The organism is Acidilobus aceticus (assembly GCF_055392325.1).
Genome location: NZ_AP042407.1, coordinates 176,178 through 199,891 on the forward strand (window position 1 = coordinate 176,178; position 23,714 = coordinate 199,891).

Annotated in this window: 25 protein-coding genes and 2 tRNA genes; 13 read left to right on the forward strand and 14 right to left on the reverse strand. The window is 57.2% G+C overall.

What is annotated here, in order from left to right; genetic code table 11:
- Positions 1–6 precede the first annotated feature (6 nt).
- From ACZ5OO_RS00850 to ACZ5OO_RS00865, 4 genes are all read right to left on the reverse strand, one after another.
- A complete protein-coding gene (locus ACZ5OO_RS00850; protein ID WP_013266782.1) occupies positions 7–1,182 on the reverse strand; it encodes a cystathionine gamma-synthase family protein in 1,176 nt (391 codons plus the stop codon).
- A 107-nt stretch (positions 1,183–1,289) separates the two neighbouring features.
- The gene (locus ACZ5OO_RS00855; protein WP_013266783.1) at positions 1,290–1,607 is read right to left on the reverse strand and encodes a hypothetical protein; all 318 of its coding nucleotides are present in this window, start codon (positions 1,605–1,607) and stop codon (positions 1,290–1,292) included.
- Positions 1,608–1,693: 86 nt separating this feature from the next.
- A complete protein-coding gene (locus ACZ5OO_RS00860) occupies positions 1,694–2,104 on the reverse strand; it encodes a zinc ribbon domain-containing protein (RefSeq protein WP_013266784.1) in 411 nt (136 codons plus the stop codon).
- A 90-nt stretch (positions 2,105–2,194) separates the two neighbouring features.
- Complete coding sequence (locus tag ACZ5OO_RS00865; RefSeq protein WP_464078305.1) at positions 2,195–2,779, reverse strand: DUF998 domain-containing protein; 585 nt, start codon at positions 2,777–2,779, stop codon at positions 2,195–2,197.
- Positions 2,780–2,959: 180 nt separating this feature from the next.
- On the opposite strand from ACZ5OO_RS00865, the gene ACZ5OO_RS00870 reads away from it, so the two are divergent.
- The 3 genes from ACZ5OO_RS00870 to ACZ5OO_RS00880 all read left to right on the forward strand — a co-directional run bounded on the left by ACZ5OO_RS00870 (position 2,960) and on the right by ACZ5OO_RS00880 (position 5,973).
- Complete coding sequence (locus ACZ5OO_RS00870) at positions 2,960–4,036, forward strand: MFS transporter (protein WP_464078306.1); 1,077 nt, start codon at positions 2,960–2,962, stop codon at positions 4,034–4,036.
- 114 nt (positions 4,037–4,150) lie between these two features.
- Positions 4,151–5,146 (forward strand): daunorubicin resistance protein DrrA family ABC transporter ATP-binding protein, encoded by a 996-nt coding sequence (locus tag ACZ5OO_RS00875; protein ID WP_013266787.1) that lies wholly within the window; start codon positions 4,151–4,153, stop codon positions 5,144–5,146.
- Entirely contained in the window at positions 5,143–5,973 is an 831-nt protein-coding gene (locus tag ACZ5OO_RS00880) for an ABC transporter permease (protein ID WP_013266788.1), read from the forward strand. Before ACZ5OO_RS00875 ends, ACZ5OO_RS00880 begins: the two co-directional genes overlap by 4 nt.
- A gap of 63 nt (positions 5,974–6,036) precedes the next feature.
- On the opposite strand, the gene ACZ5OO_RS00885 is transcribed toward ACZ5OO_RS00880, so the two are convergent.
- Positions 6,037–7,233 carry a citrate/2-methylcitrate synthase gene (locus ACZ5OO_RS00885; protein WP_013266789.1) on the reverse strand — a complete coding sequence of 399 codons (1,197 nt, stop codon included), beginning with the start codon at positions 7,231–7,233 and terminating at the stop codon, positions 6,037–6,039.
- 52 nt (positions 7,234–7,285) lie between these two features.
- Positions 7,286–7,768, reverse strand: coding sequence for a Holliday junction resolvase Hjc (hjc, locus tag ACZ5OO_RS00890; RefSeq protein ID WP_013266790.1), 483 nt, complete (start codon positions 7,766–7,768; stop codon positions 7,286–7,288).
- A 76-nt stretch (positions 7,769–7,844) separates the two neighbouring features.
- Here hjc and ACZ5OO_RS00895 point away from each other — a divergent pair, with 76 nt between their 5' ends.
- Complete coding sequence (locus ACZ5OO_RS00895; RefSeq protein WP_148217147.1) at positions 7,845–8,990, forward strand: MFS transporter; 1,146 nt, start codon at positions 7,845–7,847, stop codon at positions 8,988–8,990.
- A gap of 16 nt (positions 8,991–9,006) precedes the next feature.
- Here ACZ5OO_RS00895 and ACZ5OO_RS00900 read toward each other — a convergent pair whose 3' ends face one another.
- The 3 genes from ACZ5OO_RS00900 to ACZ5OO_RS00910 all read right to left on the reverse strand — a co-directional run bounded on the left by ACZ5OO_RS00900 (position 9,007) and on the right by ACZ5OO_RS00910 (position 12,246).
- Positions 9,007–9,936, reverse strand: a complete 930-nt coding sequence (locus ACZ5OO_RS00900; RefSeq protein WP_464078307.1) for a 2-oxoacid:ferredoxin oxidoreductase subunit beta — start codon at positions 9,934–9,936, stop codon at positions 9,007–9,009.
- Positions 9,926–11,863, reverse strand: a complete 1,938-nt coding sequence (locus tag ACZ5OO_RS00905) for a 2-oxoacid:ferredoxin oxidoreductase subunit alpha (RefSeq protein WP_238523587.1) — start codon at positions 11,861–11,863, stop codon at positions 9,926–9,928. Before ACZ5OO_RS00905 ends, ACZ5OO_RS00900 begins: the two co-directional genes overlap by 11 nt.
- A gap of 98 nt (positions 11,864–11,961) precedes the next feature.
- Entirely contained in the window at positions 11,962–12,246 is a 285-nt protein-coding gene (locus ACZ5OO_RS00910) for a hypothetical protein (RefSeq protein WP_013266794.1), read from the reverse strand.
- A 191-nt stretch (positions 12,247–12,437) separates the two neighbouring features.
- On the opposite strand from ACZ5OO_RS00910, the gene ACZ5OO_RS00915 reads away from it, so the two are divergent.
- Complete coding sequence (locus ACZ5OO_RS00915; RefSeq protein ID WP_048812807.1) at positions 12,438–12,797, forward strand: DsrE family protein; 360 nt, start codon at positions 12,438–12,440, stop codon at positions 12,795–12,797.
- Here the strand turns inward: ACZ5OO_RS00915 and ACZ5OO_RS00920 are convergent.
- Entirely contained in the window at positions 12,745–14,058 is a 1,314-nt protein-coding gene (locus ACZ5OO_RS00920; protein WP_464078308.1) for an APC family permease, read from the reverse strand. The two genes, ACZ5OO_RS00915 and ACZ5OO_RS00920, sit on opposite strands and share 53 nt — an antisense overlap.
- A gap of 45 nt (positions 14,059–14,103) precedes the next feature.
- The gene (locus tag ACZ5OO_RS00925; protein ID WP_148217149.1) at positions 14,104–15,072 is read right to left on the reverse strand and encodes an ROK family protein; all 969 of its coding nucleotides are present in this window, start codon (positions 15,070–15,072) and stop codon (positions 14,104–14,106) included.
- Positions 15,073–15,147: 75 nt separating this feature from the next.
- On the opposite strand from ACZ5OO_RS00925, the gene ACZ5OO_RS00930 reads away from it, so the two are divergent.
- The gene (locus ACZ5OO_RS00930; protein WP_048812991.1) at positions 15,148–15,834 is read left to right on the forward strand and encodes a phosphoribosyltransferase; all 687 of its coding nucleotides are present in this window, start codon (positions 15,148–15,150) and stop codon (positions 15,832–15,834) included.
- A gap of 1 nt (position 15,835) precedes the next feature.
- Here the strand turns inward: ACZ5OO_RS00930 and pyk are convergent, their stop codons facing one another.
- Both pyk and ACZ5OO_RS00940 read right to left on the reverse strand, forming a co-directional pair.
- Complete coding sequence (pyk, locus tag ACZ5OO_RS00935; protein ID WP_013266798.1) at positions 15,836–17,218, reverse strand: pyruvate kinase; 1,383 nt, start codon at positions 17,216–17,218, stop codon at positions 15,836–15,838.
- 60 nt (positions 17,219–17,278) lie between these two features.
- On the reverse strand, positions 17,279–17,836 hold the full coding sequence (locus tag ACZ5OO_RS00940) for a nucleotidyltransferase (protein ID WP_464078309.1): 558 nt from the start codon (positions 17,834–17,836) through the stop codon (positions 17,279–17,281).
- Positions 17,837–17,974: 138 nt separating this feature from the next.
- Between ACZ5OO_RS00940 and ACZ5OO_RS00945 the strand changes: the two genes are divergently transcribed.
- The 6 genes from ACZ5OO_RS00945 to udg all read left to right on the forward strand — a co-directional run bounded on the left by ACZ5OO_RS00945 (position 17,975) and on the right by udg (position 21,059).
- Positions 17,975–18,058: transfer RNA gene (locus ACZ5OO_RS00945), tRNA-Ser, on the forward strand.
- A 63-nt stretch (positions 18,059–18,121) separates the two neighbouring features.
- Positions 18,122–18,198 (forward strand) — tRNA-Pro (locus ACZ5OO_RS00950).
- A 179-nt stretch (positions 18,199–18,377) separates the two neighbouring features.
- Positions 18,378–18,899, forward strand: coding sequence for a TQO small subunit DoxD (locus tag ACZ5OO_RS00955; protein WP_464078310.1), 522 nt, complete (start codon positions 18,378–18,380; stop codon positions 18,897–18,899).
- A 12-nt stretch (positions 18,900–18,911) separates the two neighbouring features.
- Entirely contained in the window at positions 18,912–19,430 is a 519-nt protein-coding gene (locus ACZ5OO_RS00960) for a TQO small subunit DoxA domain-containing protein (RefSeq protein ID WP_464078311.1), read from the forward strand.
- Between the two features lie 257 nt (positions 19,431–19,687).
- The gene (locus ACZ5OO_RS00965; RefSeq protein WP_013266802.1) at positions 19,688–20,362 is read left to right on the forward strand and encodes a hypothetical protein; all 675 of its coding nucleotides are present in this window, start codon (positions 19,688–19,690) and stop codon (positions 20,360–20,362) included.
- Between the two features lie 64 nt (positions 20,363–20,426).
- Positions 20,427–21,059, forward strand: a complete 633-nt coding sequence (udg, locus tag ACZ5OO_RS00970; RefSeq protein WP_464078312.1) for a type-4 uracil-DNA glycosylase — start codon at positions 20,427–20,429, stop codon at positions 21,057–21,059.
- Here udg and ACZ5OO_RS00975 read toward each other — a convergent pair.
- Entirely contained in the window at positions 21,046–22,950 is a 1,905-nt protein-coding gene (locus tag ACZ5OO_RS00975; protein ID WP_464078313.1) for a hypothetical protein, read from the reverse strand. The genes udg and ACZ5OO_RS00975 overlap by 14 nt on opposite strands.
- Before the next feature lie 141 nt (positions 22,951–23,091).
- On the opposite strand from ACZ5OO_RS00975, the gene ACZ5OO_RS00980 reads away from it, so the two are divergent.
- Positions 23,092–23,622 carry a hypothetical protein gene (locus ACZ5OO_RS00980; RefSeq protein WP_013266805.1) on the forward strand — a complete coding sequence of 177 codons (531 nt, stop codon included), beginning with the start codon at positions 23,092–23,094 and terminating at the stop codon, positions 23,620–23,622.
- Positions 23,623–23,714 lie beyond the last annotated feature (92 nt).

Sequence of the window (23,714 nt, forward strand, 5' to 3'; positions counted from 1 at the left end):
CATGCTTTAGCTTATGGCCCCCAGTGCCTTGCCAAAGTCCTCCACTAGGTCGCCCTCATCCTCCAGGCCCACTGAGACCCTTATCAGGGACTCCTCTATGCCCAGGGCCCTCCTCTCCTCTGGGCTTATGTGGCTTGAGGCGGTGAACGCCGGCAGCGTCACTAAGGTCTCGGTGCCTCCAAGGCTTGGGGCCACCCTGGCCACCCTGAGGGCCTTCACAAGCCTGAGGGCGGCCTCTGGGCCTCCCCTGAGCGTGAAGGAGAGGACGCCGCCGTACAGGGGCCTCTCAAAGAGCCCTGAGGCCACTCCATGATATGGGCTGTCAGGGAGGCCCGGGTAGTAAACGGCTGCCACCTTGCTGCAATCATGGAGGAACTCGGCCAGCGCCATAGCTGTCCTGCTCTGCCTCTCGAACCTCAGGGACAGTGTCTTCAGGCCCCTGTAGGTAAGGTATGCCTCGAACGGCGGCTGCACAGTTCCGAGCTTCCTCCTCCACTCATAGAGGTCCTTTACCTCTGGGCCACCTGCAGCGGCGATCCCGCCTACCACGTCGTTGTGACCGGCTAAGTACTTGGTGCTGCTGTGTACTACCACTGACGCCCCCAGCCTGAGGGGCCTGACCAGCAGGGGGGTCGTGAAAGTGTTATCAACTATAAGTTTGGTACCGGCCTCTTTGGCTGCCCTGCCTATCTCCCTTAAGTCTATCACCTTGAGCGTCGGGTTTGTCATTACCTCAAGTACGGCCACATCGTACTTCCCTCCCGCAAGCTCATTAATTACCTCTTCAGTTGAAGGGTAAACTTTAACCAAGGAGCCTCCAACGAGGTTCAGTAAGTCCTGAAGCAACTGGATTGTAACACCGTACATCTCCTTCAACGTCAGGATTCTCGCGCCCCTTTTCAACAGGGCCAGGAGGGACGCAGCTATGGCGCCCATGCCTGAACTGAAGGCAAGAGCATCGTCAGCGCCCTCCAGCGCGGCTACGGCCTTCTCGAGGGGCCTTAGGCTTGGATTCGTCTCCCTTGAATATCTGACCACCCTGCCCTTGTCGTCTCTAACTGCATTATCATCAGTTATGTAATCATAGGCAACACTGAGATAGATAGGAGGTACTACAGACCTGTAGGGGTCATTACCGTACTGCGACCCTAGGATCTCCGTGTCCTCGTGCAAGTCGAGCACCGGGCCTTAGATATAGTCATAGCTTATATATGCTGCTAAGTAAGGCCCAGTTAAAACATAGTAATGTGGCTAAGATTTCCAGTCAAAACTATAAGAAAGTGATAATTTTAGTGCCTGGCGGCGCGGACCCTCGAATACCTAGTAGTTACCAGCAGATACCTTAGATGCTCGTAGGCGTCCTTGGTGTTGGGGGACGCGTACACCACTAAGCTCTCAATGCTGCTGCTCTCAACCATTTCATAGGCCTTTTCAACGTCTCCTTTGGCCAGGTACATAGCTATTTCCCTAGCGCTCTCCCCAAGAGACTTAAGGGCCTCAGCTACGTCCCTGAGCCCCTCCCGGTAGGCTAGGTTGGCCTCCCTTATGGCCTGCCTCGCCAGCTCTATGGAGACGCTAACCGCCTCGTCTGGGAGAGCGCTGGGCATAGCTCTCACTAGATCTCTAGTGACTACCAAAATTAAAAAGATTTATTGTAAAGCTTATGATCAATACATTATGTCTGGGCCAACCATTACATGCCCTTTCCTTTGGGAACAGTGTAAGGCTTGCCGCCCTGGGCGAGCGGGTAGAAGTACCTGAACTTAAGGCCGCACCTGGGGCACTGGAGGCTCCTGCCCAAGTACTTGCCAAAATACCATGGAGGGCGGAGGAGCTTGAAGTCCCTGACCTTGCCCTTGAAACCGCAGCCCGGGCAGGTGAGCTCCGAGTCCCAGCCTAACATGGCGTCGCTGAGCAGCTTGACCGCGTCCGCGAGAGACTTAACGTCGCTGAGCAGGCTCGCCAGGTCGCCCCTGCCTATGTAGTCAAGCCATGCCCTTATGTGGCCCTGGGCCAGGTGATACTCCACGGCCTTGGGGTCAACTTCCGAGAGCCTCTTCATCTCCGTCAGGAGCTCCTCCTCATCCTTGGCAACCCCTATCACCCTGTCAAAGCTCTTGAAGTAAAACGGCTCCTTAGACGTGGCGGCTCCCGGTTATTTAGTACAACAGCTTCTACTTATCCTTACCTGTGGCTAGCCCTTTTCCTTGCCCAACAAAGCCCCTGAGAAGCCTGCGGCCCAGAGCAGGTTGGGGTACACTATGAGCCTCTCCATCCCGCCCCACCCAAGGCCCAGGTATATCCCGTTCACGTAAAGCGCCAGGGCCATAAGGCCTATGGTGCCCAGGGCCCCCCACAGGGGAGTCCTAAGCCCCCTGTAGAGCGACGCTGGGTATGAGGCCAGGGAGGAGGCCAGGAAAGTCACGAGGGAGAAGATTATGTGAAGCCCGTGCGGGGACCCCTCTGGGAAGAGGCCAACGCCCGCAGCTCCAACGCCTGAGGCCATCACCAGGGCTCCAAGTGCCCTGCCGGTCGCGTCCCTCCCAGAGCGATATAGCAGCACGCCGCCAGCTATTAGCAGAATGCCCAGTAGCATTATTGAGGTGTTGAAAACGGCTGCGTGAGGCGTAGAGGGCTCCAGCCTCAGGTTCCCCAGGTCGCTTATGTAGTTCCTCGAAACGCTATACCCTGGGTATATGGCCTCGGCTATTAACATAAAGAGCACGAACTGGGCAACTCCAACAAAGATGATGTATCCGGCCAAGCGGTTCCCACTCAAGCGGGATCCCAGATAGCCCGCCAGTGGAAGACAATAAGCGTAGTTGTCGCCGCCGTAACTTTCTGCATAAAGGCCCTAAGCTTATAAACCCATCAAAGTTGACGTTAGCCGAAAGGGCGCAAGGGCACGAACAAGCTGAGGCAGGAAGTTACCCTGCTGCTGACGAGGCTGGTTTACTCGATGCAGTGGTACGTCCTAGCGCCAGCCATGCTCCAGATACTGTCGGAGTACGGTGCCCCTAGCTGGCTCTCTGGCGTGCTGCCGCTGGTCTTCATAGCAGGGGCCGCGTCCACGCAGCTGGTCAGCGTAGCCCTCTCCGCCAGGATAGGGGCGAGGAACACGTTTGTCATCGGCCTTGCAATACTATCGCTCTCGGACATCATGATATACTTTGCCAGCAGCGCCTGGGAGGCTGTGATGCTCAGGTTCATAGCGGGGCTCGGCACCGGCCTCTTCTTCGCCCCGGCTGGCTTCGTGCTCGTTAACATAAGCGACTCCTCGTCAGCAAGCCTCATGGGACTTTACAACGCCACCTTCAACTTGGGGGGCCTCGCGGCCCTGGCCTGGGGGGTTGTGGACGGCCTCCTGGGGTGGAGGCTCGGAACACTTGTGGCAGGGCTCCTTGGCATAGTTATGGACGTCGCCAGCGCCACGGTGATAAAGTTCAACGGCAGGCCTGCAGGTGCGGGCCCCAGGGCAAGGAGCTCGTGGACTGACCTCCTGATAGTTGGCGCGGCCGGGGCTGGCTCCTTCGGAACCTCCTACGCCTTCGGCTTCCTCCTGCCCTCTATGGCTCAGCTCTCGTTCGGCGCCTCCCCCTTCGGCTCTGGGTCCCTGACGCTGCTCATGTTCGCCGGGGCCGCCCTTGGGGGCTTCCTGGCGGTGTGGGTGCCCGCCAGCTGGGCCAGGAGCAGGCGGCTGGTGTCCATACTCCTGGCAGTGTCATCCATAAGTTACCTTATGATCTACAGCAGGTCATTTGTGTTCTTCCTGGCGGCATCCTTTATTAACGGCTTCCTGGTCGACCTGGCCTTCAGCATTTACTACGCGTACGCTGTGGAGAGGTACGGCAGAGACCAGAGCGCCCTGTCCCTAGCTTTCATTAATATGGCTAACATGGCCGTCAGCCTCTGGATATTTCCCCTGGCTGGGTACGCGCTGCCCAGGGGGCTCCTGGCGGAGGCTCTTGTCCTAACAGCCACCAATGTAATGACAGTGCCTTTGCTTTACGCTACCAGGGAGCGATCAGGCAATTAGCCATCACCATCACAGAATAATATAACGTGACGCATAGAATGTAGAAGGACAGAATATTATGAACTACAAATATAGAATAAAGATATATAAAGCTCTTAGATAATCCAAGCCCAGGTGACCCACACGTCAGACGTGAGCATACAGGCCATAAACCTCACCAAAAGGTACGGCAACCTCCTGGCAGTTGACCACATAAACTTCAAAGTTATGAGGGGCGAGATTTACTCGCTGCTAGGGCCTAATGGGGCAGGCAAGACGACCACTATCTCTATGTTAGCAACGCTCAGGATGCCCTCCGAGGGCGACGCCCTCGTTGAGGGCTACAGCATAGTGAAGGACAGGGTCAAGGTCAGGAGAGTCATAGGTGTGGTGCCCCAGGACCTCACTGCAGATGACGAGCTAACAGGCTTCGACAACGTGTTACTCATGGCGAGGCTTCACGGCTTCAGTGGCAAGGAAGCTGAGGAAAGGGCCTGGGAGGCCATAAAGTTCATGGAGCTCGAGGACGCGGCCAAGAGGAGGGTTATGTACTACAGCGGCGGCATGAGGAGGCGGCTTGAGATAGCCATGAGCATAGTTCATAACCCCAAGGTAGTGTTCCTTGACGAGCCCACGGTTGGGCTTGACGTTCAGAGCAGAAGGCACATATGGGACCTCGTGAGGGCCCTGAAGAAGGAGGGCGTCACGGTCATACTGACTACCCACTACATGGAGGAGGCCGAGGAGCTTTCCGACAGGGTGGCGATTATAGATCATGGGCACATAGTGGCCGAGGGCACCCCCGAGGAGCTGAAGGCCAAGGTCAAGGGCGACAGGATCTACATAAAGTTCTCAGGCGACGCCGAGGCTGAGAAGGCCGTGAGGGAGCTCTCCCGCATCTTCGGCGATGTGAAGCTGTTGGAGGGCTACGTCGTAATAAAAGTGGAGTCCTCCACTGAGGCCATGCCGCAGCTCATAAAGGAGCTGTCGCAGTTTAACGTGCTTGAGCTCAGGGTGGTGAGGCCCAACCTGGAGGAGGTCTTCCTGGAGCTCACAGGTCATGGGCTTAGGGACGAGGAGTCCTTTGACGCGTTTAAGTTCAGGAGGCTCATGAGGGCGGTGAGATCATGATAAGGGAAACCTACGTGCTGGTGGAAAGGGAGCTCAAGAAGTGGGTGGGAAGGAGGGGCACCTTCTTCATATCGCTGATAACCCCCATCGCGTGGCTGGCCCTCTTCGGGAAGAGCCTCAACTTCGTCAACATGTTCTCCTCAGCGGGCCTGCAGGGCGCCAACCCTGTCATCGTTAAGCAGTATGTAGACCAGACGCTGCTCAGGCTCTTCGGGACCACCAACTACTTCGCCTACCTGGCCACCGGCATGTTTGTGGTCTTCGCCTTCTTCCAGAGCGTCTTCGGCGGCGTGAACATAGTGTTTGAGAAGAGGCTCGGAAGCATGAACAGGCTAAGGATGACCCCGGCCCCCAGGTCCAGCATATTCCTGGCCAAGATGGCAGCCACGCTCGTAAGGACCTTCTTCTATGAGACCATACTCCTTGTTATAGCCGTGGCGCTGGGCTTCAGCGTCGACTGGAACGCCATCAACTTTATTGAGGCCGGCGCTGCGATAGCCCTACTGGCGGCCGGCTTCATAAGCATATTTGAGGCCATAGGCTTTGCTGTCGACAACCAGGAGATAATGTTCTCCATAGTTAACCTCATAAACCTGCCCCTCATGTTCGCGTCGCCGGCCCTCTTCCCCCTCCAGCAGATGCCGTGGTGGCTTAGGGACATAGCAAGGTTCAACCCGCTCACGTATGCCGTTGACATAGTTAGGTATAACCTGCTTGGAGTTCACAGCTTCAACATACTTGAAGACTGGGCGATACTTATAGCAATAACCGCCGTCTTCGTGACTGCAGGTCTTCTGGCCAGCCTGAGGGTGCTTGAGAACTACTGAAATATAATAAATAAGGTGTTTATTTAATTCAAAAAAGTGAGGTTAGCGCGGCCAAGTTGCTTATTACTTCCTCTCGCTTATGGGAGCGTACTTGAGGCCGGTGGGGCCCACGTACTTCTCGTCGGGCCTTATTAACCTGTTGTTAAGGAACTGCTCTATGTAGTGAGCAGTCCAGCCTACTATCCTGCCCATGGCAAATATTGGCGTGTACATCGGTATTGGAATGCCGAGCTGGTAGTAAAGCACGCCAGTGTAGAGGTCTATGTTGGCAGGCAGGTTCTTCTCCTTCTTCATTACATCCTCGGCCTTGGCGAGCACCTTAACCCACATGTCACCGTTGGGCAGCTGCGCCACGAACTTCCTGGCCACGTCGGTCCTCGGGTCGTGCACCTTGTAGACCCTGTGGCCAAAGCCCATTATGAGCTCCTTCCTGGCCAGCCTGTCCTTTATGTACTGCTCTATGTAGTCCTCCAGCGGTATTCCCTTTGCCTGGGCCTGCGCCTGGGCCTCGAGCAGCATCTTCATGGCCTGCTCGTTGGCCCCTCCGTGCAGCGGCCCCTTGAGCGAGGCGACGCCGGCTGCTGCAGCGCTGTAAATGTCCGTCAGCGTGCTGGCGGCCACCCTTACCGTGAAGGTGCTGGCGTTGAAGCCGTGATCCATGTAGAGGACTAGCGTGGCCTCAAAGGCCCTCGCCTCAACGTCGCTCGGCATCCTGCCCAGGATCATCCTCAGGGCGTCCTTGGCGTGAGGCAGGCTTGGGTCAGGCCTGTAGAGGACGCCGTCCCTCGGCAGGTGCCACGCGGCGGCAAATATGAACGGGGTTAACGCTATGAGCCTCATTGCGTGCTCCTCTAGGAACTCGAAGGAGGCCTTCTGGGGCCACTCTGGCGCGTAGAACTGGCCCAGCAGGTTGTAAGCGTACTGGGCATAGTACATCGGGTGAGTGGCGGGAACCAGCTTCAGCGCGTCTATTAGCTTCTCGGGTATCTCAGCCCTGTAGCTGTCAAGCTTCTTCCTGTACTCGTCGTACTCCTTCTGGTTGGGCAGGTGTCCATAGTGTATGAGGTAAGCGGCCTCGTAAAAGTCGGCGTTCGCACCTATGTCATCTATTGTGTAGCCGCGATATATGGTAGCCTTGCCCGTGGGGTCAACGCCACTTATGTTAGTGGTGTCAACTATCACGTTGTCAAGGCCTTTTGGAACCACGATCCTTCTGCCAAGCGGGCCCTCTTCGTACTGGCACTCCACCTGCTTAGACAAACTGGACCTACCTCCGTCCACGCTAAACTGTAGGCGAGGCTCAATAAGAGAGTTAGAGGTCAGTCGTATCTAACTTACTAAGGCTTGGAGAGTTAGAGTCCAGCCTGAGGTATGTTGAGAGGTCCTTATGCTTTCTCTCCAGCATCTCCTCCACGTCCCTGAGCCTCATGCCGCTCGCCGGGTCATCAACTGCGAAGCTGGAGCCGGTGGGCCTCAGGGACTCGACAGCGTGGAACCTCCACTCGCCTCCCCTGGCCCTGAACGCTATCAGTGCCAGTCCCCCCGCCCTTCTTGCGAACTCAGCCAGGCCTACCACCTGCTCGGCCTCTATGTAGAGAGGGCCAGAGCCCGACCTCGACTTAACTTCTATGACGAGGACCTTACCGTCCCTGACGGCCACTAGGTCAGGCTGGAACCTCCTCTTAGCCCCTCCCCCGCTGGCTGGCCCCCTGACCACAGCGAACCCTCTCTCCCACAGGATGTCAGCGAGCTCATTCTCAGCCCTCGTGCCCTTTGCCTTGGGGTTCCTAATCATCCACGCCTCAACATCTATATAGTTCTACACGATTATTAATTCTTATGTCCTGGGCCTCCAGGCGCGGGGAAGGGCTTTGCGACATAGGCTGATGACGACAGCGTCAGTGACGCTCTCGTTTCTGTGGGCCGCCGTCTCAGTCCTGTCGCTGGGCTACGACATAGAGGGCGTGTCGCTGTCCCTGAAGGCCAGCGTCAGCGAGGCCTCAGTGGCCATACTCTTGTCGTGGGAGGTTGGGGCGGTGGCCTCCGTACTCCTTGGCAGGCTTGCCGATCGCATCGGCGACAGGCCGGTCATGGTCATGTCCTCGTCGCTCCTCGCTCTGGGCCTTCTGCTCGCGGCCGCCTCCAGGGGCCTCTGCGGCCTTTACGTGGCGTGGGCCCTTGTCGGCGTGGGCGCCAACTCAAACAACGGAATAGCCTACTATGTGGCCGCCGACCTTCACCCATCTAGGTCTGGGACTACGATCGGCGTGCTCGAGAGCCTGTACTTCGTTGGAGCCATGATTATGTCCGGCCTCTACGCCGCCCTTGGAGCCTCTGGCTGGAGGCTAACGTTTTTGCTTCTCTCCGCACTAAATGTGATCTCAGCCGTACTTCTGGCGCTGTCGAAGTTCCCTCCAAGGAGACAAGCGGTTGCCCTCAGGCTTTCAAGTATCCCCGCAAAGCCCCTTCTGTTCTCCTCGACTATAATGGCATCATATTTTATACTGACGGTTCCACTCCTAACGTACCCAACATACACGCTCTCGCTAGCTGGCATAGGCGGATCCTTGGCATCGGTAGTTATAAGCGCTGCCAGCGCCGCCGGCATAATATCATATGTTAGCATAGGCGCCCTCTCGGACAGGGTTGGAAGGAGGCTCCCGCTGGCGATCGCAGGCATCATGGGTGCGGCCTCAGGCGCCCTTATGTTAGCCTTGACAAGCAACAAAGCGGTGTTTGCAACAGCCTACGCTGTCGCAGTGGCTGCCAGCGGCTTCTTCTCTGCGGCGGGCGCGTGGGTAACTGAGCTCTTCCCAGGGAGCAGCGAAGGCTTAGCTATTAACCTGTCGCTCCTGTTTGGGAGAGTGATAGGGGGCCTTGCGCCGTTCCTCGTGACCCTTCCCAGCTCCGGCAGAGGGCTCATCATGGCAGTGCTGGTGGCCTCAACTATACTTATCGTAAGCTCGGCCCTTGCTCCGAGGGCGCGGACCGCAGAAACAAAAGAAAGGAAAACTTGAGCCTATGGCCTTAAACTTAAGTGGGCACGAGCCTGTCCTTGAATGCGTCGAATGGGTTCGTCAGGGCCCTGCCGTTAACCCCGACCACTCTCCTGGCCGGCGGGTTCTGAAGGTAGCCAGGCATTATCTTCTCTATCCTCACGTCGAACGGCTCTATCATGGTGTTCCTGTAGAATATGCCCAGGGGTATCCTCGTGTCCCACTCCAGCATCTTCTCTACTATCTTCGGTATCTTCTTGACGTCCTCGGGCTTCTCTATATTGGGGTCCCAGCTCGGGTCTTCCTTGTCCAGGTAGTATATCCTCTTCTCGTACCACTCCTTGGTCATTATGTCGTTATAGGTCGGGCACGGCTGAAGTATGTCAATGAGGGAGGTCCCCTTGTGCTTTATGGCGGCCTTTATCATCTCCTTCAGCTGATCTATGTGGTAAGCGTAGGCCCTTGCTATGAACGTGTAGCCGCTGGCGAACGCAAGCATGAGCGGGTTGACGGCGCTCTGTATGTTGGGCTGTCCCAGGGCCTTGGTCTTGACGTAGAGGGGCAGCGTCGGCGCTGCCTGACCCTTGGTGAGCCCGTAGACGGCGTTATCATGCAGTAGCACCTTTATGTCTATGTTTCTCCTGCCAACCGCGACGAAGTGACCAGCACCTATTCCCAGGAGGTCGCCGTCGCCTGAGGCCACTATAACTACCTGGTCAGGGTTGGCAAGCTTTATGCCCTGGGCCACGGGTATAGGCCTGCCGTGGAGCGTGTGCACGTTGGAGGTCTTAACGTAGTACGGCATCCTGCTGGAGCACCCTATGCCTGAGACTATGGTGACCTTCTCGTTCGGCAGGTCCAGCTCCGCCAGCGCCCTCTGCAGGGCTGTCAATATGCCGAAGTTGCCGCAGGCAGGGCACCACTGGACCCACGCGTCCGTCTTGTAGTCCATCCAGTTACGAGCCATCGCTCACCACCACCAGGCCCTCCTTCATTCCAAGCGCCTTCTTAACTCCATTGTAAACCTCCTGCTCCATGAGGCTCCTGCTGTTGAGCTTCGCAACCCTCTTCTTTATGTCAAGCCCCGTGAACATCCTTATGGCCATAACCATCTGACCGAAGGCGTTGTTCTCAACTGCTATGACGTCGTCCGACGAGCCTATGATACCCTTCACAACCTCCGTTGGGAACGGCAGGAACGTCTTTATCTGAAGGAACCTAACCCTGAGGCCGTCAGCCCTGAGCCTCTCCATGGCGTCCAGTATCGGTCCCTTAGTGGACCCCCAGGACACTATAGTTATCTTGGCGTCAGGATCCCCGTGGAGCACGGCCTTCTCTGAGTCGGGTATGCCCCTCTCTATGGCCTCCATCTTCTTTATCCTCTTTAACATCATCTTCTCCCTAGTCGAGGGGTCCTCGGTCACAATGCCGTACTCGTTGTGCTCAAGGCTTGATACCAGGAACCTCACGGAGCCAAGCGGAGCCCTTGGGCTTATGCCGTCCTCCGTGATCTCGTACCTCCTGTAGTCAGGGCCTGGGTTTGACACGTAGTTGCCCCTCGTGAGGGGCACCTTATATGGATCTACGTCCTCCCTGTCGAAGCTCATCATGCTTGCGGCCATGTACTTGTCAAGCAGGTGAATAACAGGGACCTGGAACTGCTCGGCCCAGTTGAGGGCCTTTATTGTGTCATAGTACGCCTCCAGGTGGTCGCCGCTGGCGATCACTATCTTTGGCCACGCCTCGCCGTGGCCAGCAAATATGGCGTGCAGGAGGTCCTGCTGCCCCTGCCTTGTGGCTATTCCAGTTGAGGGCCCAGTCCTCATCCAGTCGCTTATGACGACCGGCACCTCGGCCATCACTGCGAAGCTTATCGCCTCATTCATAAGTGAGAGGCCGGGGCCGCTCGTGGTGGTGGCCACCCTGGCGCCAGCTATGGCTCCACCTATGGCCATGTTGAGCGCCGCCAGCTCGTCCTCGGCCTGAAGGGTCAGCGAGTTCATCTTGCTGGTCCCGAGCGCTTTGCTCGCCTCCTCGTCAAGGTCGAACACCCTGTGGGACTCCATGTAGAACGCCTCGTCCTGGCTTGGCGTTATCGGGTAGTACGTCTCAAGCCCGACGCCGCCCACTATCTTAGCCATCGCAACTATGTCGTTGCCTGTTGCTATCATCCTCACCTTACCCCTGTGGGGGCCATCGGGGAGCTCCTTGGAGATGCCGAAGTTGCTCCTGACGTACTCGTACGTGACCCTGGCGGCCTCCACATTAGAGTCTATGATGCTCTTCCTCCCTGAGAAGTACAGGTTTATGGACCTCTCAACAGCGCTCAGGTCTATGCCCAACACTGTCGCCAGGGCAGTTATTGTCATAGTGTTAACGCTCTTGGAGACGCTCACAACCGTCGTCTTAAGCCTGTCCGCGGTCTGCTTCAGGAGATCCTTCAGGGGGAGCCCGATGGTCTTTATGCCGTTCTTGGAGAGGTACTTGACCAGCTCAGACGCTATCGGCTCTACTCCCTTAGACTTGAGGTCAGCTATCACCCTCTCCTTTACCTCGGGCTCCATGGGCGCTATCTTCTCTATCCTGGTCTGCAAGGAGTCCACGTCATATATCAGGTAGCTGCCCTCCTTCAGCTCATTATAGTGCGTAAATATGGCCTCAGCGTCTAGCGCTAGCAGCGCGTCAGCAGGAAGCCTCACGCTCCTGGGCCTTGAGGCCTTCACCCTTACATTATAATAGCTGTGGGCCCCAATTATATCGCTGTGGTACTCCCTTATGCCGAAGACGTCATATCCCTTAAGCATGAAGACCCTGAGCATCATCTGCCCTGATGACTCTATGCCGCCTCCCTGGGGCCCTCCTATCATGACGTCAAGGTCCACTGCTTCGCTCAACTTCAGCGGCACCCCACACCGTGCTCTCTGGCCCTAGCAGGACTTATTAAGTGAGATCAAATTACCTATAAGTTTGCCCCTAAAGCCTACACAGACCTTTAAAAGGCCCCGTAGATCTCCTCCCTGACGTCGGGGTCAACATATGCAGCCACGTACACCCTTACACCCTCCTTAACCAGCAGCCTTGCCTCCTCCCCGTTCACTCTTGTCCTGAGCTCCGGCACCCAGTAGAACGAGCCGGGATCTATCTTGAGATCCGCGTGCCTTTCACAGCCATCGTCGTCCATGGTGAGCTTGCCCCAGGCGGTGCAGAGGCCCACGAAAGGGTAAACCACGTGCGGCCTCCAGTAGGCGCAGGTGGAGCAGCTCTTAGAGCTATTCAAGCCCCCTCCCAGGGGGTCGCAGTAGCCGTTAAAGAAGTAAAATGCTAGCTGCCAACAGCTGCAGGCACTATCGTGGGAGCCTTAGCCTTAAGACCTCAGAGGCGGCTAAGCCGCGCTCCTTTAACGCGGGGACTCAGCTAACTCTGTCGCCCGCTTAAATTTTCGGCGGAGCCCTGCCACTGGGGTCAACCGTGAGCGCCAGGTATAGGGCAGTCATACATGTTGACGAGGACTCGCGTGAGAAGTTGATGGCTGCCCTGAGGAACGCCTATAATTTGCTCGACAGCGTCGGCGAGAAGAACGCTGAGGTGGCATTTGTATTCAACGTCAGGGGACCCCTGACAATACTTAGGGGGTCCCTGGACGACTACGCCAGGGAGCAGATTAATGAGCTCCTCAGCATGGGGGTGAAGTTCTTCGTGTGCTCGATATCGCTGCGGGCGCTCGGAATCAAGAAGGAGGACCTCATCGACGGCGTTGAGGTTGTGGACTCGGGCATCAAGAGGATAGTTGAGCTTGAGAGGGAGGGCTACGCCTATATAAAGCCCTGAAGGCAGCCGCTCCGCCGAGGCCTGCGGCCGCCGCCACGCACACCGTGGGCAGAACCCCGACCAGCGCCGCCCTGAGGCCCTGGGATATCACCTCATAGTAGAGCCCAGCTATCATCAGCGCCGCTCCCCCCACGGCGAGCGGCAAACCCTTCGCGGCGCTCCTCAGGTACCTCCGCGAGAACGCAGCATAGAGCAGAGATATCGCTGAGTGGGAAGTGAACAGCGCAGTGAGCGAAACTATTACAGAGTAGAAGTAAACGTTAAGCACCCCAGCCACGGCTCCAACTAGGTTAACTCCTACAACTACTGCTAGGACCAGCATCGCGGACCTGTCGACCCTGATGCCAGTTAGCGCGTAGGTCAGCCTCTGCACTGCCATGAAGGCTGCCACCAGCGTGCCGAAGAGGCTGCTCAGGGTAAGCGCCACGTAGAGGTAGGGGAACCAGCCTCCGACGAACCTCTCTGCTACCCAGAGCCCTGGATACTGGGTCTCCGCTAGCAGCGAGGAGACCCCCTGGTCTGTGAAGCCAGCCGCGGCGACCTCGTAGTATGCGGCAAAGGATATGGTCGCTGCGCCTACTAGGAAAGCTGCAAGAAATGAGAGGCTCACGTCCCTTGACCCCCTCCTGGCCTCGTAACCCATGAAGAACGAGGCCCCGCCCCCTGCCACAGTGAAGGCGGCCGCCATGGAGCCTGCGAAGAGGTCCTGGGGGGCCACTGAGAGACTGGGGGGCCTAAGCCCAGTGCGCATCAGCACTAACGCTCCAAGCAGAACGATCACTACGACTTCCGCCGCTGAGGTGAAGAGCGTGATCCCCAGGGGGGCAGTTGTGCCAGTCACCGCAAGCCCTGCCACGGCAAGCGGAACTAAAATGGCCGCGAGCTCCGTGAGCGGCCTCGAGGCGGGGAGCAGCACGGGGAGCATTGCGCCAGCGAAGTATGATGAGATGGCCGATATGTACACGGTGTAGCTAAGCCAGTACGTCCAACCGACGGCCCTGGCTATGCCCTCCCCGGCCGACCTCCTGGCAAACTCGTAGGTGCCGCCGTAGGAAGCTATGACCTTAGAGTAGCTGTAGCCTATGGCAACCCAGATCCCATACATGGCCACGCCGAGGATTGTGGCCAGAGGGGCTGACGCTAGGGACTGGGCCATGACTATTGTCAGCAGGGCGGCGGTCGAGCTGAGGGGCGCTATAGAGCTTAACGACTGGGCAAATATCATGTAGCCGGGGACCGACGACTTCCTCAGCTCCTTCACTGGATACCCTATCCAGCCATCTAAGTGACCTAATAAAATGTGTTTCTACCTTGGCCTGTAGGCGCTCCTAGCTATGGCCTGCGGCGGATTTATCGCTGTGGCCGCGGCACCGTAAAGCACCTCGTCGTCCCCAAACGTGCACCTCTCTATTCTAGGCACGCCGAAGACGCCCACGTACTCCTTCATGAACTCTATTAGCTCGCCCTTTATCAGGTCCTCGTTGTACAGGTATATGCTGCCCCCTATGAATATGGCCTCGGGGTCGTAGGCGGCGATTATATTCATCATGCCGGCCGCGTGGACCCTGTTTATGAAGCTCACCGCGTAGCGCGCGAACTCGTCGCCCTGCCTGGCCATTGAGTAGAGGGCCTCTGGGCTGAGCTCGCCCCTGGAGGCGAGCTCGAAGGCCTTAGTGCGAGGCCCTGACCACCTGGACGTTAGGTACTGGGCCGTCCTGGGTATGTTCCTCCCTCCCACGTAGGCCTCCCAGTGGCCGTTGCCCCCGCAGCCGCACCTGAGCTCGGACTCGAAGTCAACTATGCTATGTCCCAGCTCGTGCGCGTTGCCCCTCCTTCCAACTATGAGGTTACCATCAACTACAGCGCCTACTCCAAGGCCCGTGCTCATAGTGACGTAGGCCAGGTCCTCGAGCTCCTTGCCAGCCCCCAGGACCTTCTCAGCCCAGGCGCCTGCCAGCGCGTCGTTGGTGAGGTAGACCGGCCTCTGGAACTCGCTGCCCAGGGAGTCCCTTATGTTAACGTTACCATAGCCCAGGTTGGGGGCCCAGAGCAGGGTCCCATTCCTTAGGTCAAGGGGGCCTATGGAGGCCACTCCTATGGCCTCAAAGTCGTAGCCCCCACTCACGTCCCTTACCAGGTCTACTATCGCCTTAACTAGGTCGCTGCCGCTGGTCCTAGGCGTCTGCGTCTTCCTTACAGCGACGGGCCTTTCGCCCTCAAACAGGGCGACCCTCAGGTTGGTAGCGCCTATGTCAACGGCTATTATCCTTCCCATAGGCTCCCCGGCCCACAAAAGCGTAGCCTCCGATATATTTTTAAATGTGGTCAAGTGGCTCCAGTGGGGATAACTGTGCCCAAAGTGGTCACCAAGTTAGTCTCCTGGGACGAGGTAGTTGAGTGGAGCCTTGGCCTTGCCAGGAAGATAGAGGAGTCCGGCTGGCTTCCCGACATGGTTGTGGCGGTGGCGAGGGGCGGTTACGTGCCTGCCAGGCTCCTGTGCGACTACCTCGGCATAAGTGACCTCATGAGCCTGCAGAGCCAGCACTGGACCGAGGCCGCTAAGGCGTCACAGAAGGCCATCATAAGGAACCCCTACTCGGTTGAGGCCAAGGGCCTGAAGGTCCTGGTAGTTGACGACATAGTAGACACTGGCGAGACGCTTGCCCTAGCGAAGGACTTCATCGCGAGCGAGTGGAAGCCTGAGGAGGTCAGGACTGCAGCGCTGCAGTGGATAAGCCCCGTAGCCAAGTTCAAGCCCGACTACTATTACCTTGAAGTTAAGGACTGGGCCTGGTTCCAGTACCCGTGGACCCGCCTTGAGGACCTGACGCAGTTCATAGAGAGGATCTTCAGGGAGGACGAGAGGGCTAAGGGAGGCCTGAGCGAGGACCGCCTTAAGTCGCTCTTCATTGAGTGGTACGGCGTTAAGCCTGAGGACTTCGGCAGCTACTGGAGGCTGGCGATAGACAGGCTGACGTCTAAGAGGGTCCTAGAGGTCAAGGATGGGGTCTTTGTGCTGTCAAAGTCAAGGAGGTAGCTCAGAAGACCTGCTTTACCTTAACTACAGCGGTGCTCCTGTCCGGGGTCCAGGACAGCTCCACCAGCAGGCTTCCGGGCCCAGTTATGCCCTTGCTCTCGAGCTCCTTCTCCGTGGCCTCAAGCCCCTGCTCCTCGCTGTCGGCAGGCCCCACTACTACTGGCACTGTGCCCCAGAGCAGCGAGAGCTGCCTGGCCAGCTGAGTCGTGGGCACGCCCACGTATATCGATGTGCCCGGCCTGAACGCTGATATTAGCCTGGCGACGTCAAAGTCATGGGCGTAGACCACCACCGAAGCGCCAACGTTCTGCGCCATCTCCACCACTCCCCTCGATATCCTGCTCTCCAGGCTTGACGTCAGCTGGTCGACGCGCCTGGGCCTCACGTTCTTGTTAGCCTCCTCTATTACCCTGCTCAGCCACGAGACCACCTCGGCAGGATACTTACCTATGGAGGTCTCCGAGGTCACCAGGAAGCCGTCGACCCCCTCCTCAATGCCTGCGTAGACGTCGGAGATCTCGCCCCTGGTGGGCAGGGGCCTCTCTATCATGCTCATGAATATCTCCGTTGCCAGTATCACCGGCTTCAGCTTCCTCCTGGCGGCCTCTATTATCCTCCTCTGAATTACCGGTATGTCCTCGAGTGGGAAGTGCATGCCCAGGTCCCCCCTGGCCACGACTATACCGTCCACTACGTCAAGTATGGAGTCTATGTTGTTGACCCCGCTAGGCGTCTCTATCTTTGCCAGCAGCTTCACGTCCTTAGCCCCAGCGTCGCTCAGGGCCTTCCTTATGATCTCCACATGCCTGGCGCTCCTGACAAAGCTGGCCATAACGTAGTCGAAGTTGTTGGCAGCTATGAACTTCATGTTCTGCAGGTCCTTCTCAGTAACCGGGGGCAGGTCATATTCCTTGCCGGCCAGCACGACACCTTTCCTTGGCTCCAGCCTCTGGCCGCTTATCACCCTGAGCGTGGCGGAGTCCCTCTCTATGTCCTCCACGGAGAGCACGACCTTACCATCGTCCACGAGCACCCTGTCGCCCCTCTCAAGGGATGCGAAGAAGGCCCTGTTGTCAACAGGTATGCCCTCGCCCTGGGCATCCTTGTACTTAAACCTGACCTGCTGCCCTGGAGCTATGTCGACCCCCTGGAACTCGCCCAGCCTGACCCTCGGCCCCTCAAGGTCCGCTACCTTGGCTACGTGAACCCCGAGCTCCTGGGACGCCTTGTCTATAAGCTCAAGGAACGTGGCCCACTGCTTCTCATCGCCGTGGCTCATGTTTATCCTGAAGCCGTCGGCCCCCGCAGACATCATCCTCCTGACTATGGCGTAGTCAAGCGTCGAGGGACCCATGGTAACCATTATCTTGGCTAGCCTTTTCACGTGCGGCACCCAGTAGCCCTGACCGGCTAGGGAATATTAGCTCAAGCTATTCATGTGATGCTAAATTATGCCGTGTTCCCGGAGCCTCCTAAGTATAACTTGCTTCTCGTCGAACTCGCCCGCGAGCTCCTCAACCCTGCCCCTGTCCACCCTCAGCCTGCCGCCCTTCACAAGACCCCCTATTTCTTTCAGGGCTTCCTCGTCCTGTTCCCTGCCAGCCCTGGCCTTAAGCACCAGGTAGTGCTCCACGCCTATGGACTTCACCTTGACGCCCTCCACCTCAACCCTCCTTGCGCTGGATATGAAGTCCTCGGGCACATAGAAGTCATAAAGGTTGTCGTAGAGCTCCACCGGCACCTCCTCGCCCTCCACTAGCATAGTTATCCTGGGGGTGCCGAGCCACGTCTGCCCGTAGTCCCACGAGTTGGCTTCAGCCATAGCACGGTACGCGTCCTCGTTATCTATCACGTTGGGGGACTCTGCGAAGAGGTCCACGTCATCGCCTAGGTCGCTCGCGCCTACCGCTATTGCTATGACGCTGCCCCCTATCAGCGTGAACTTGACGTTGTTAGACGTGAGCATCCTTATTGCCTGGGCGAAGGCCTTCCTGCTGACCACCTTGCCCTACCTCACGACATACTCCCTTGGGGACCTTAAAGTAACTTAATGAACTCTGCTGCAAGGACCTTAACGTTGCCGAAGCCAGCTGTCCTGGGTGGAAGCGATAAAAGGGCCTCGTAACAAGTTAGCACACGAGCCGGGGTGGCCGAGCGGTCCAAGGCGACGGGCTCGAGACCCGTTACCCGCAAGGGTGCGTGGGTTCAAATCCCACCCCCGGCGTCATGAGGGCCCACGGGGCCTGAATCCTAAAGCTTAAATGTATGGAGGGATCACACCCACCATGGGGCCGTAGTCCAGCTTGGTAAGATGCGAGGCTTGGGCCCTCGTGATCCCGGGTTCAAATCCCGGCGGCCCCACCACCTCACCTTCAGCCATGAAAGGTATGTAGTCAGGAGCACCACATAGGTTGCCGCAGTCGCTAGTTTTATTAAACAATAAAATAGTTATAAAGTTATTTATATGAGCTTAATTGATATATTTAATTACTTGCTAAAAACGTTTAAACAAAATCGTTTTACTTAAAAGTTTTGTGAGATATATGAGCAGGAGCGTTGAGACCACACAGATGTACCTTCCTATACTCCGCGTGACCCTTGGCTTCATGTTCTTCTCGGCCTTCGTGAGGAGAACCATAAACGTCCCAGACAAGCTGAACCCTCACTCCTCGGCCTACGTCGGAGGCAAACTGATAACGTTTCTGCCCCACGCGTGGGCACCAATAAGGGGCACCCTTGAATACGTGCTCCTGCACCCAGCCCTCCTTTATGAGTTCCTGATATTCTTCACGGCTATGGAGGCGCTCTTCGGCCTCCTGATGATGCTTGGCCTCTTCACCAGGCTCTCGGGCCTTGCGCTCGCCCTGCTCTCGTGGGGCATAGGGCTAGGGGCGGGCTGGCTGGGGCCCACGTGCGTTGACGAGTGGCAGATAGCAGTGGTTGAGGGAGCTGCGGCCTTCATGTTCATCTTCACTGGAAGCAGGTGGCTCTCGCTGGACCAGCTGCTCTCAAGCAGGTTCCCGCAGGGCCTGAAGGTAGGTAAAATGCACATACCGCTGTGGTGAGGGGTGAGCTTCATGAGCGTCTCAGTTAAGTCCATGGAGGCTATAGCCGTAGTAGCATTCATCTTCGTCACTGGGGTTACCCTTGCAATGTACCAGATAAACTTCGGCGGCCTGAGCCACCTCGTGAACTACTCCAAGACTCCGGCCTACGAGCTCTACGGGACCAGGCTCTACGAGAACGGCACCCTCTTCCTCCAGGTAGCCAGGGTAGCAGGGCCTGACACCTACGGCGGATTCATATCGCTTGTCCAGGTGCTCTACCCTAACGGCACCGTGCTTTACCAGTGGAATGAAAGCCAGCTGGCCCACATACCCTCAAGCGATATAACCAACAAGTACGACCTGCCTGGGCACTTAACCCACTCAACGGGCTTCGCCCTTGAAGTACCCCTAGGGCAGAACTCAACGATCATCCTTCAGATACCCATGCATGTGAAGCCGGGCAACTACATAGTTAGGGTTTATGACGTGGACGGACAGGACTCTGCCTATGGTATAACATTCCAGGTTGAAGTGATGGCGCAGGGCTGAGGACCAGGCTCATAACTGTAATACTATTAATGATAAAAAGAGACCGCAAGAGAATTACTTTAAGATAGATTATTATTACCTTAACTTTTTAGTGTTTTAGTTTTGTTCTGTTTTGTTCCAGTTCGTTCTAGAGGTCTCGTCAAAGCCCCATCAGCGTTTCGCGCCTACGTTTAGCTGTTAAACTTCGTAGAATCGTTGCAGCTATAAGCTATTCCCCAGATCAGCATAAAAACGCCGCGTACAAGGTAACTTTTGACGTGATTGACTTGAACCTGAAGGTGCTGGCGGCGGTCGCCGCCGTGATAGCGATAGCGGTCATTGGCAGTCTTTACTACTTTATTGTCATAAGGCACCCAGCAACGCAGCCCTCAAGCAGCACCAGCCTAGGGCAACTGCTCTCGGCCAAGCCTGGCGCCGTTAACTCAAGCGAGCTCTCCTCGCTCTTGGGAGGCAACTGGACGATGCTGGGCAACAGCTCCTTTGTAGCTGTCGTGAACTTAAAGAAGGGTCAGCTGGACGTTGGATACCTCAACGGCACCAGCAAGACCCTGAACCTGAGCAATGGACTTGAGCTCATAGGCCCAACTGGCCAGGCCAACGGCGGCTACCCCCTCTGGGTCACAGGGTACTTCTACTACTCTAAGGTGTCGCCTAACACAACTTACCAGCTGGGCATAGAGGTCTTCAGGGCGACTAACTCCACTCAGATAAACTGGACCATGAGCGCTGTGGAGGGTCACTTTAATATCGCGCCTCAGACCGCTGACGGCATAACCTATGTCGTAGTCCAGCCCTACGCGCCTGTCTATAACATAACCTTCGTGTACGCATCGTATAGGTCTACCTACCTCATTATAGTGATTAGCCTCTCAAACGCCAGTAAGGGGCAGCTGGTGCAGGTCACCGCGGCGGCCGCCAAGAGCATTGGGTAAAACCGCCGCGAGACGGGCTTTAGCCTCTCCCAAAAACATTTGTTTAGGCCTGGAGGTGTCCCCGGTGAGCCTTGACAACAAGAAGGCCTCCTACGACAACATAGCGGAGAGGGTGAGGAACTGCAAGGCCTGCCCGCTCCACAGGCTGAGGACTAACGCGGTGCCAGGGGAGGGGAACCTCAGCGCAAAGATTATGCTGGTTGGTGAGGCCCCGGGGAAGAACGAGGACGAGCAGGGAAGGCCCTTCGTGGGCGCCGCTGGGCAGCTCCTTAGCTCATTGCTTGAGCAGGCGGGCCTCAGGAGGCAGGACGTCTACATAACTAACGTCGTAAAGTGCCGCCCGCCGAACAACAGGACTCCAACGGAGGACGAGGTGGCCGCATGCATAGGGTTCTTGAAGGAGGAGATATCGCTAGTCAGGCCTAAGGTTATAGTGGCCCTTGGCAACACCGCCGGCTCCGCCCTCATGTCCCTTGCGGGAAAGCAGTGGAGGGGGGTCACAGCCGAGAGGGGGAGGAAGGTGAAGGTCTCCATAGGGGGCGTTGAACTAACTGTTATACCGACCTATCACCCTGCTGCGGCACTCTACAAGCCGGACTTAAAGGATTACCTGGCAAAGGACATCAAGGAGGCTGCTGAGGAGGCGGAGGAGCCTGCGAGGGCGAGGAAGACGCTGCTTGACTTCATGGGCGGCTGACGCTCCTTATGTAATTCTTATATGACCTCAGCGAGATGGCCGCCACTGCCATGGCGCCCACAGCCATGGCGGCGAGCACGAGGGCCAGCGTCGCGCCCAGGCTGGGGCCTGACTGCGATGTGCTTACGGCCTGAGGCTCGCCGCCGCTGTAGCCTACAGCCCCTATGTACCACACCAGCTCGTCGACCACGGCGCTCTCCATTATGTAGATAGCGTCCTGCGGGTCCGAGGGCATCAACGTGGTGGCATAGCTCATGTATGAGGCGTCAAGTGAGCTGCTGAGCCCCCTCATCGACAGCGCGGAGCCCAGCAGGGAGTACTCCATCTCGAGCTCCCTCGCGTAAGCGCTGATAACAGCTGGGTTTGAGAAGCTCTGGGTCTCTATGAATATGACGTTAAGGGCGTTTGTGAGGGCGTCCTCATAGACACCTATGGCCGCCAGGTAGTACCCCTGTGAGAGCATGTGATCGCCTTCACTGACGAGGAAGCTGAGGTCGTTCTCCATGGACTGCAGCACCTGGGCGTCCGCTATGTCCCCTACACTCTCAAACTCCTGTACATAGTAACTTATCAGGGAATTAGCATACCTTATCGCCGTGTCAGTAAAGGCTCCCACGGAGCTTGCAGTTGAGGCGACGAACTGAGGGGATATCAGGGGGCCTGTCCCCCTGGTAGCGTTGGCCGCGATCAGCCAGCCTATGGCGCTCTGTATCCTTGCCTTGGCCACCCCAAGGTAGTAGGCCGGCAGGTAAGCGCCGCTGACGTTTACCTCCTGGGATATACTTGAGGCGTAGCCCGCGTAGTATATGGAGTCGGCCAGCCTCGCAAAGGCGGTCGCCGCGAGTTCGTCATATGCGAGCCCGTTAGAGCTGTTGGTATAAGCTACGGCCTGAGCTATTAGGCTCTCGGCTTCAGATGTTATGGCGCTCGACTGGGATGAGAAGAACTGGGAGAGCCCCTCCCCAGACTGGTAGGCCCTGTAGGCCCAAACTGTGTAGTTGGCTGCCAGGGCATTGATGTAAGCCGTGAACGCGTAGCTGGCGGCCGCGTATGAGAGAGTCTTGAGGAACTTCTCGGCCAGGCCTATATCCTGCTCACTTGCATTTATGTAACCTTCCACCTCCCCCTGAAGGGGCTGCGGCTCATCAAACAGGTTCACGCCGCGCAGGAGCGAGGTGGACTCATTTATGAAGCCCGTGGCGACGTTCTCCATCACTGCGTTAAACATGGGCAGGGGCTCCACGCTCAGCGTTACATTGAACCTGTACGAGTGAAGAACCTTAACAAGGGCGTCCACTATGCCGGCCACGGGCACCTGGTCCGTGTCGTTGCACGACGCTATGCCAGTTTCAAGGTTGCCCACCGGGTACACTATTCCAAGGCCATTGCTGCTCGCCGCCTCGCACTTGTAGGGAAGCCCTCCTATGGGGCCTGAGAGGCCCGAGGGTGACACCGCCCCCGTTATGGCGAACCTGTGGAGGTACGTGTCGTTTAGGCCTGTGGCCAAAGTGTAGACTGCAAGCATCACGCCAAAACTGCCGCTCGGCCCCGATATCTGGCCGCTCACATTTATATGAACGTTGAGGTTGTAGTACCTCCAGTTCAGGCCAGCGTAAGTCATGGCTACCATGAACGCCGTCTCCATACTGTAAAGCGTTGACGGCTGCGCTGGTCCCGTGTTGTCGCTCACCGTGACCTGGCCGCTGCCCGGGTAGGACAGAGTTATTGTCGTGTTCGTCACCACCCCGCTTGTGCCCTCCACGGCAGGCAAAAGTATCCAGGTACTCCTGCTCCACGACGCCTGCTGGGCCCTTGCCACGGAAGGCGACGTGGCAGCTAACGACGCTATTATTATTAGCGACGCCAGCAGGAAGGCCAAGCCTTTGGACATACTACCCCCTGCAACTGCGCCTCCTGTAAAGATTATATGCTCTGATTATGTCAACAAGAGGAGCTCATGGAGTTAACCATTGAGCATTACTTTTTAAAGGCCTGAGGACCCTAAACAGGTGAGCCCGTTAGGTGAGAGGTTATGGGAGGTAGAAAGCAGCCAAAGCTTAAGGAGGCCTCCGTTGACGAGAAGGCAGGGTCAGCCAAGGAGCTCAGGATAACGCCTACCCAGGTGGTCACCAAGGACAAGGTGCTCCAGAACCCTAAGCTCATGTCGCTGGTGTACCTGGTCAGCAGGCTGGGCCCCATACACGAGAGGACCCTTCACATGATAGTTAGCGAGGTTCAGCAGAAGGGCTTCGACCTGGGCTACCAGTTCTTCAAGGTGGGACAGGACCCCTACAGTCCGGCGCTGAAGAACGACGTTGTCGCGCTGCTATATGTTGGCCTTCTTGAGGCGGAGCCCAGGTACAAGAAGCTGGTCGTGAGCTCCTCGGGCAAGGAGGCCCTGGAGAAGGTTGGCACCCCCAAGGGGCTGCAGGACGTGGTGGAGAGCTCCATACAGGAGCTTAAGGCCAAGAGCTCCATGATGGACGCCAGGATAGATGTAGAGATACGCAGGGGCGTCGGGGCCCCCAACCGCCGCTCTTCAAGGCTCCCCCTGGGCCTCTGAGCCTTTATTATAGAGCTAGTTCGACCTTCTTGCGCTGTTGTCGCACTCAGGCGGGATGTAGGAACTTCCCAGGCATTTATAAGGCGTAAGGC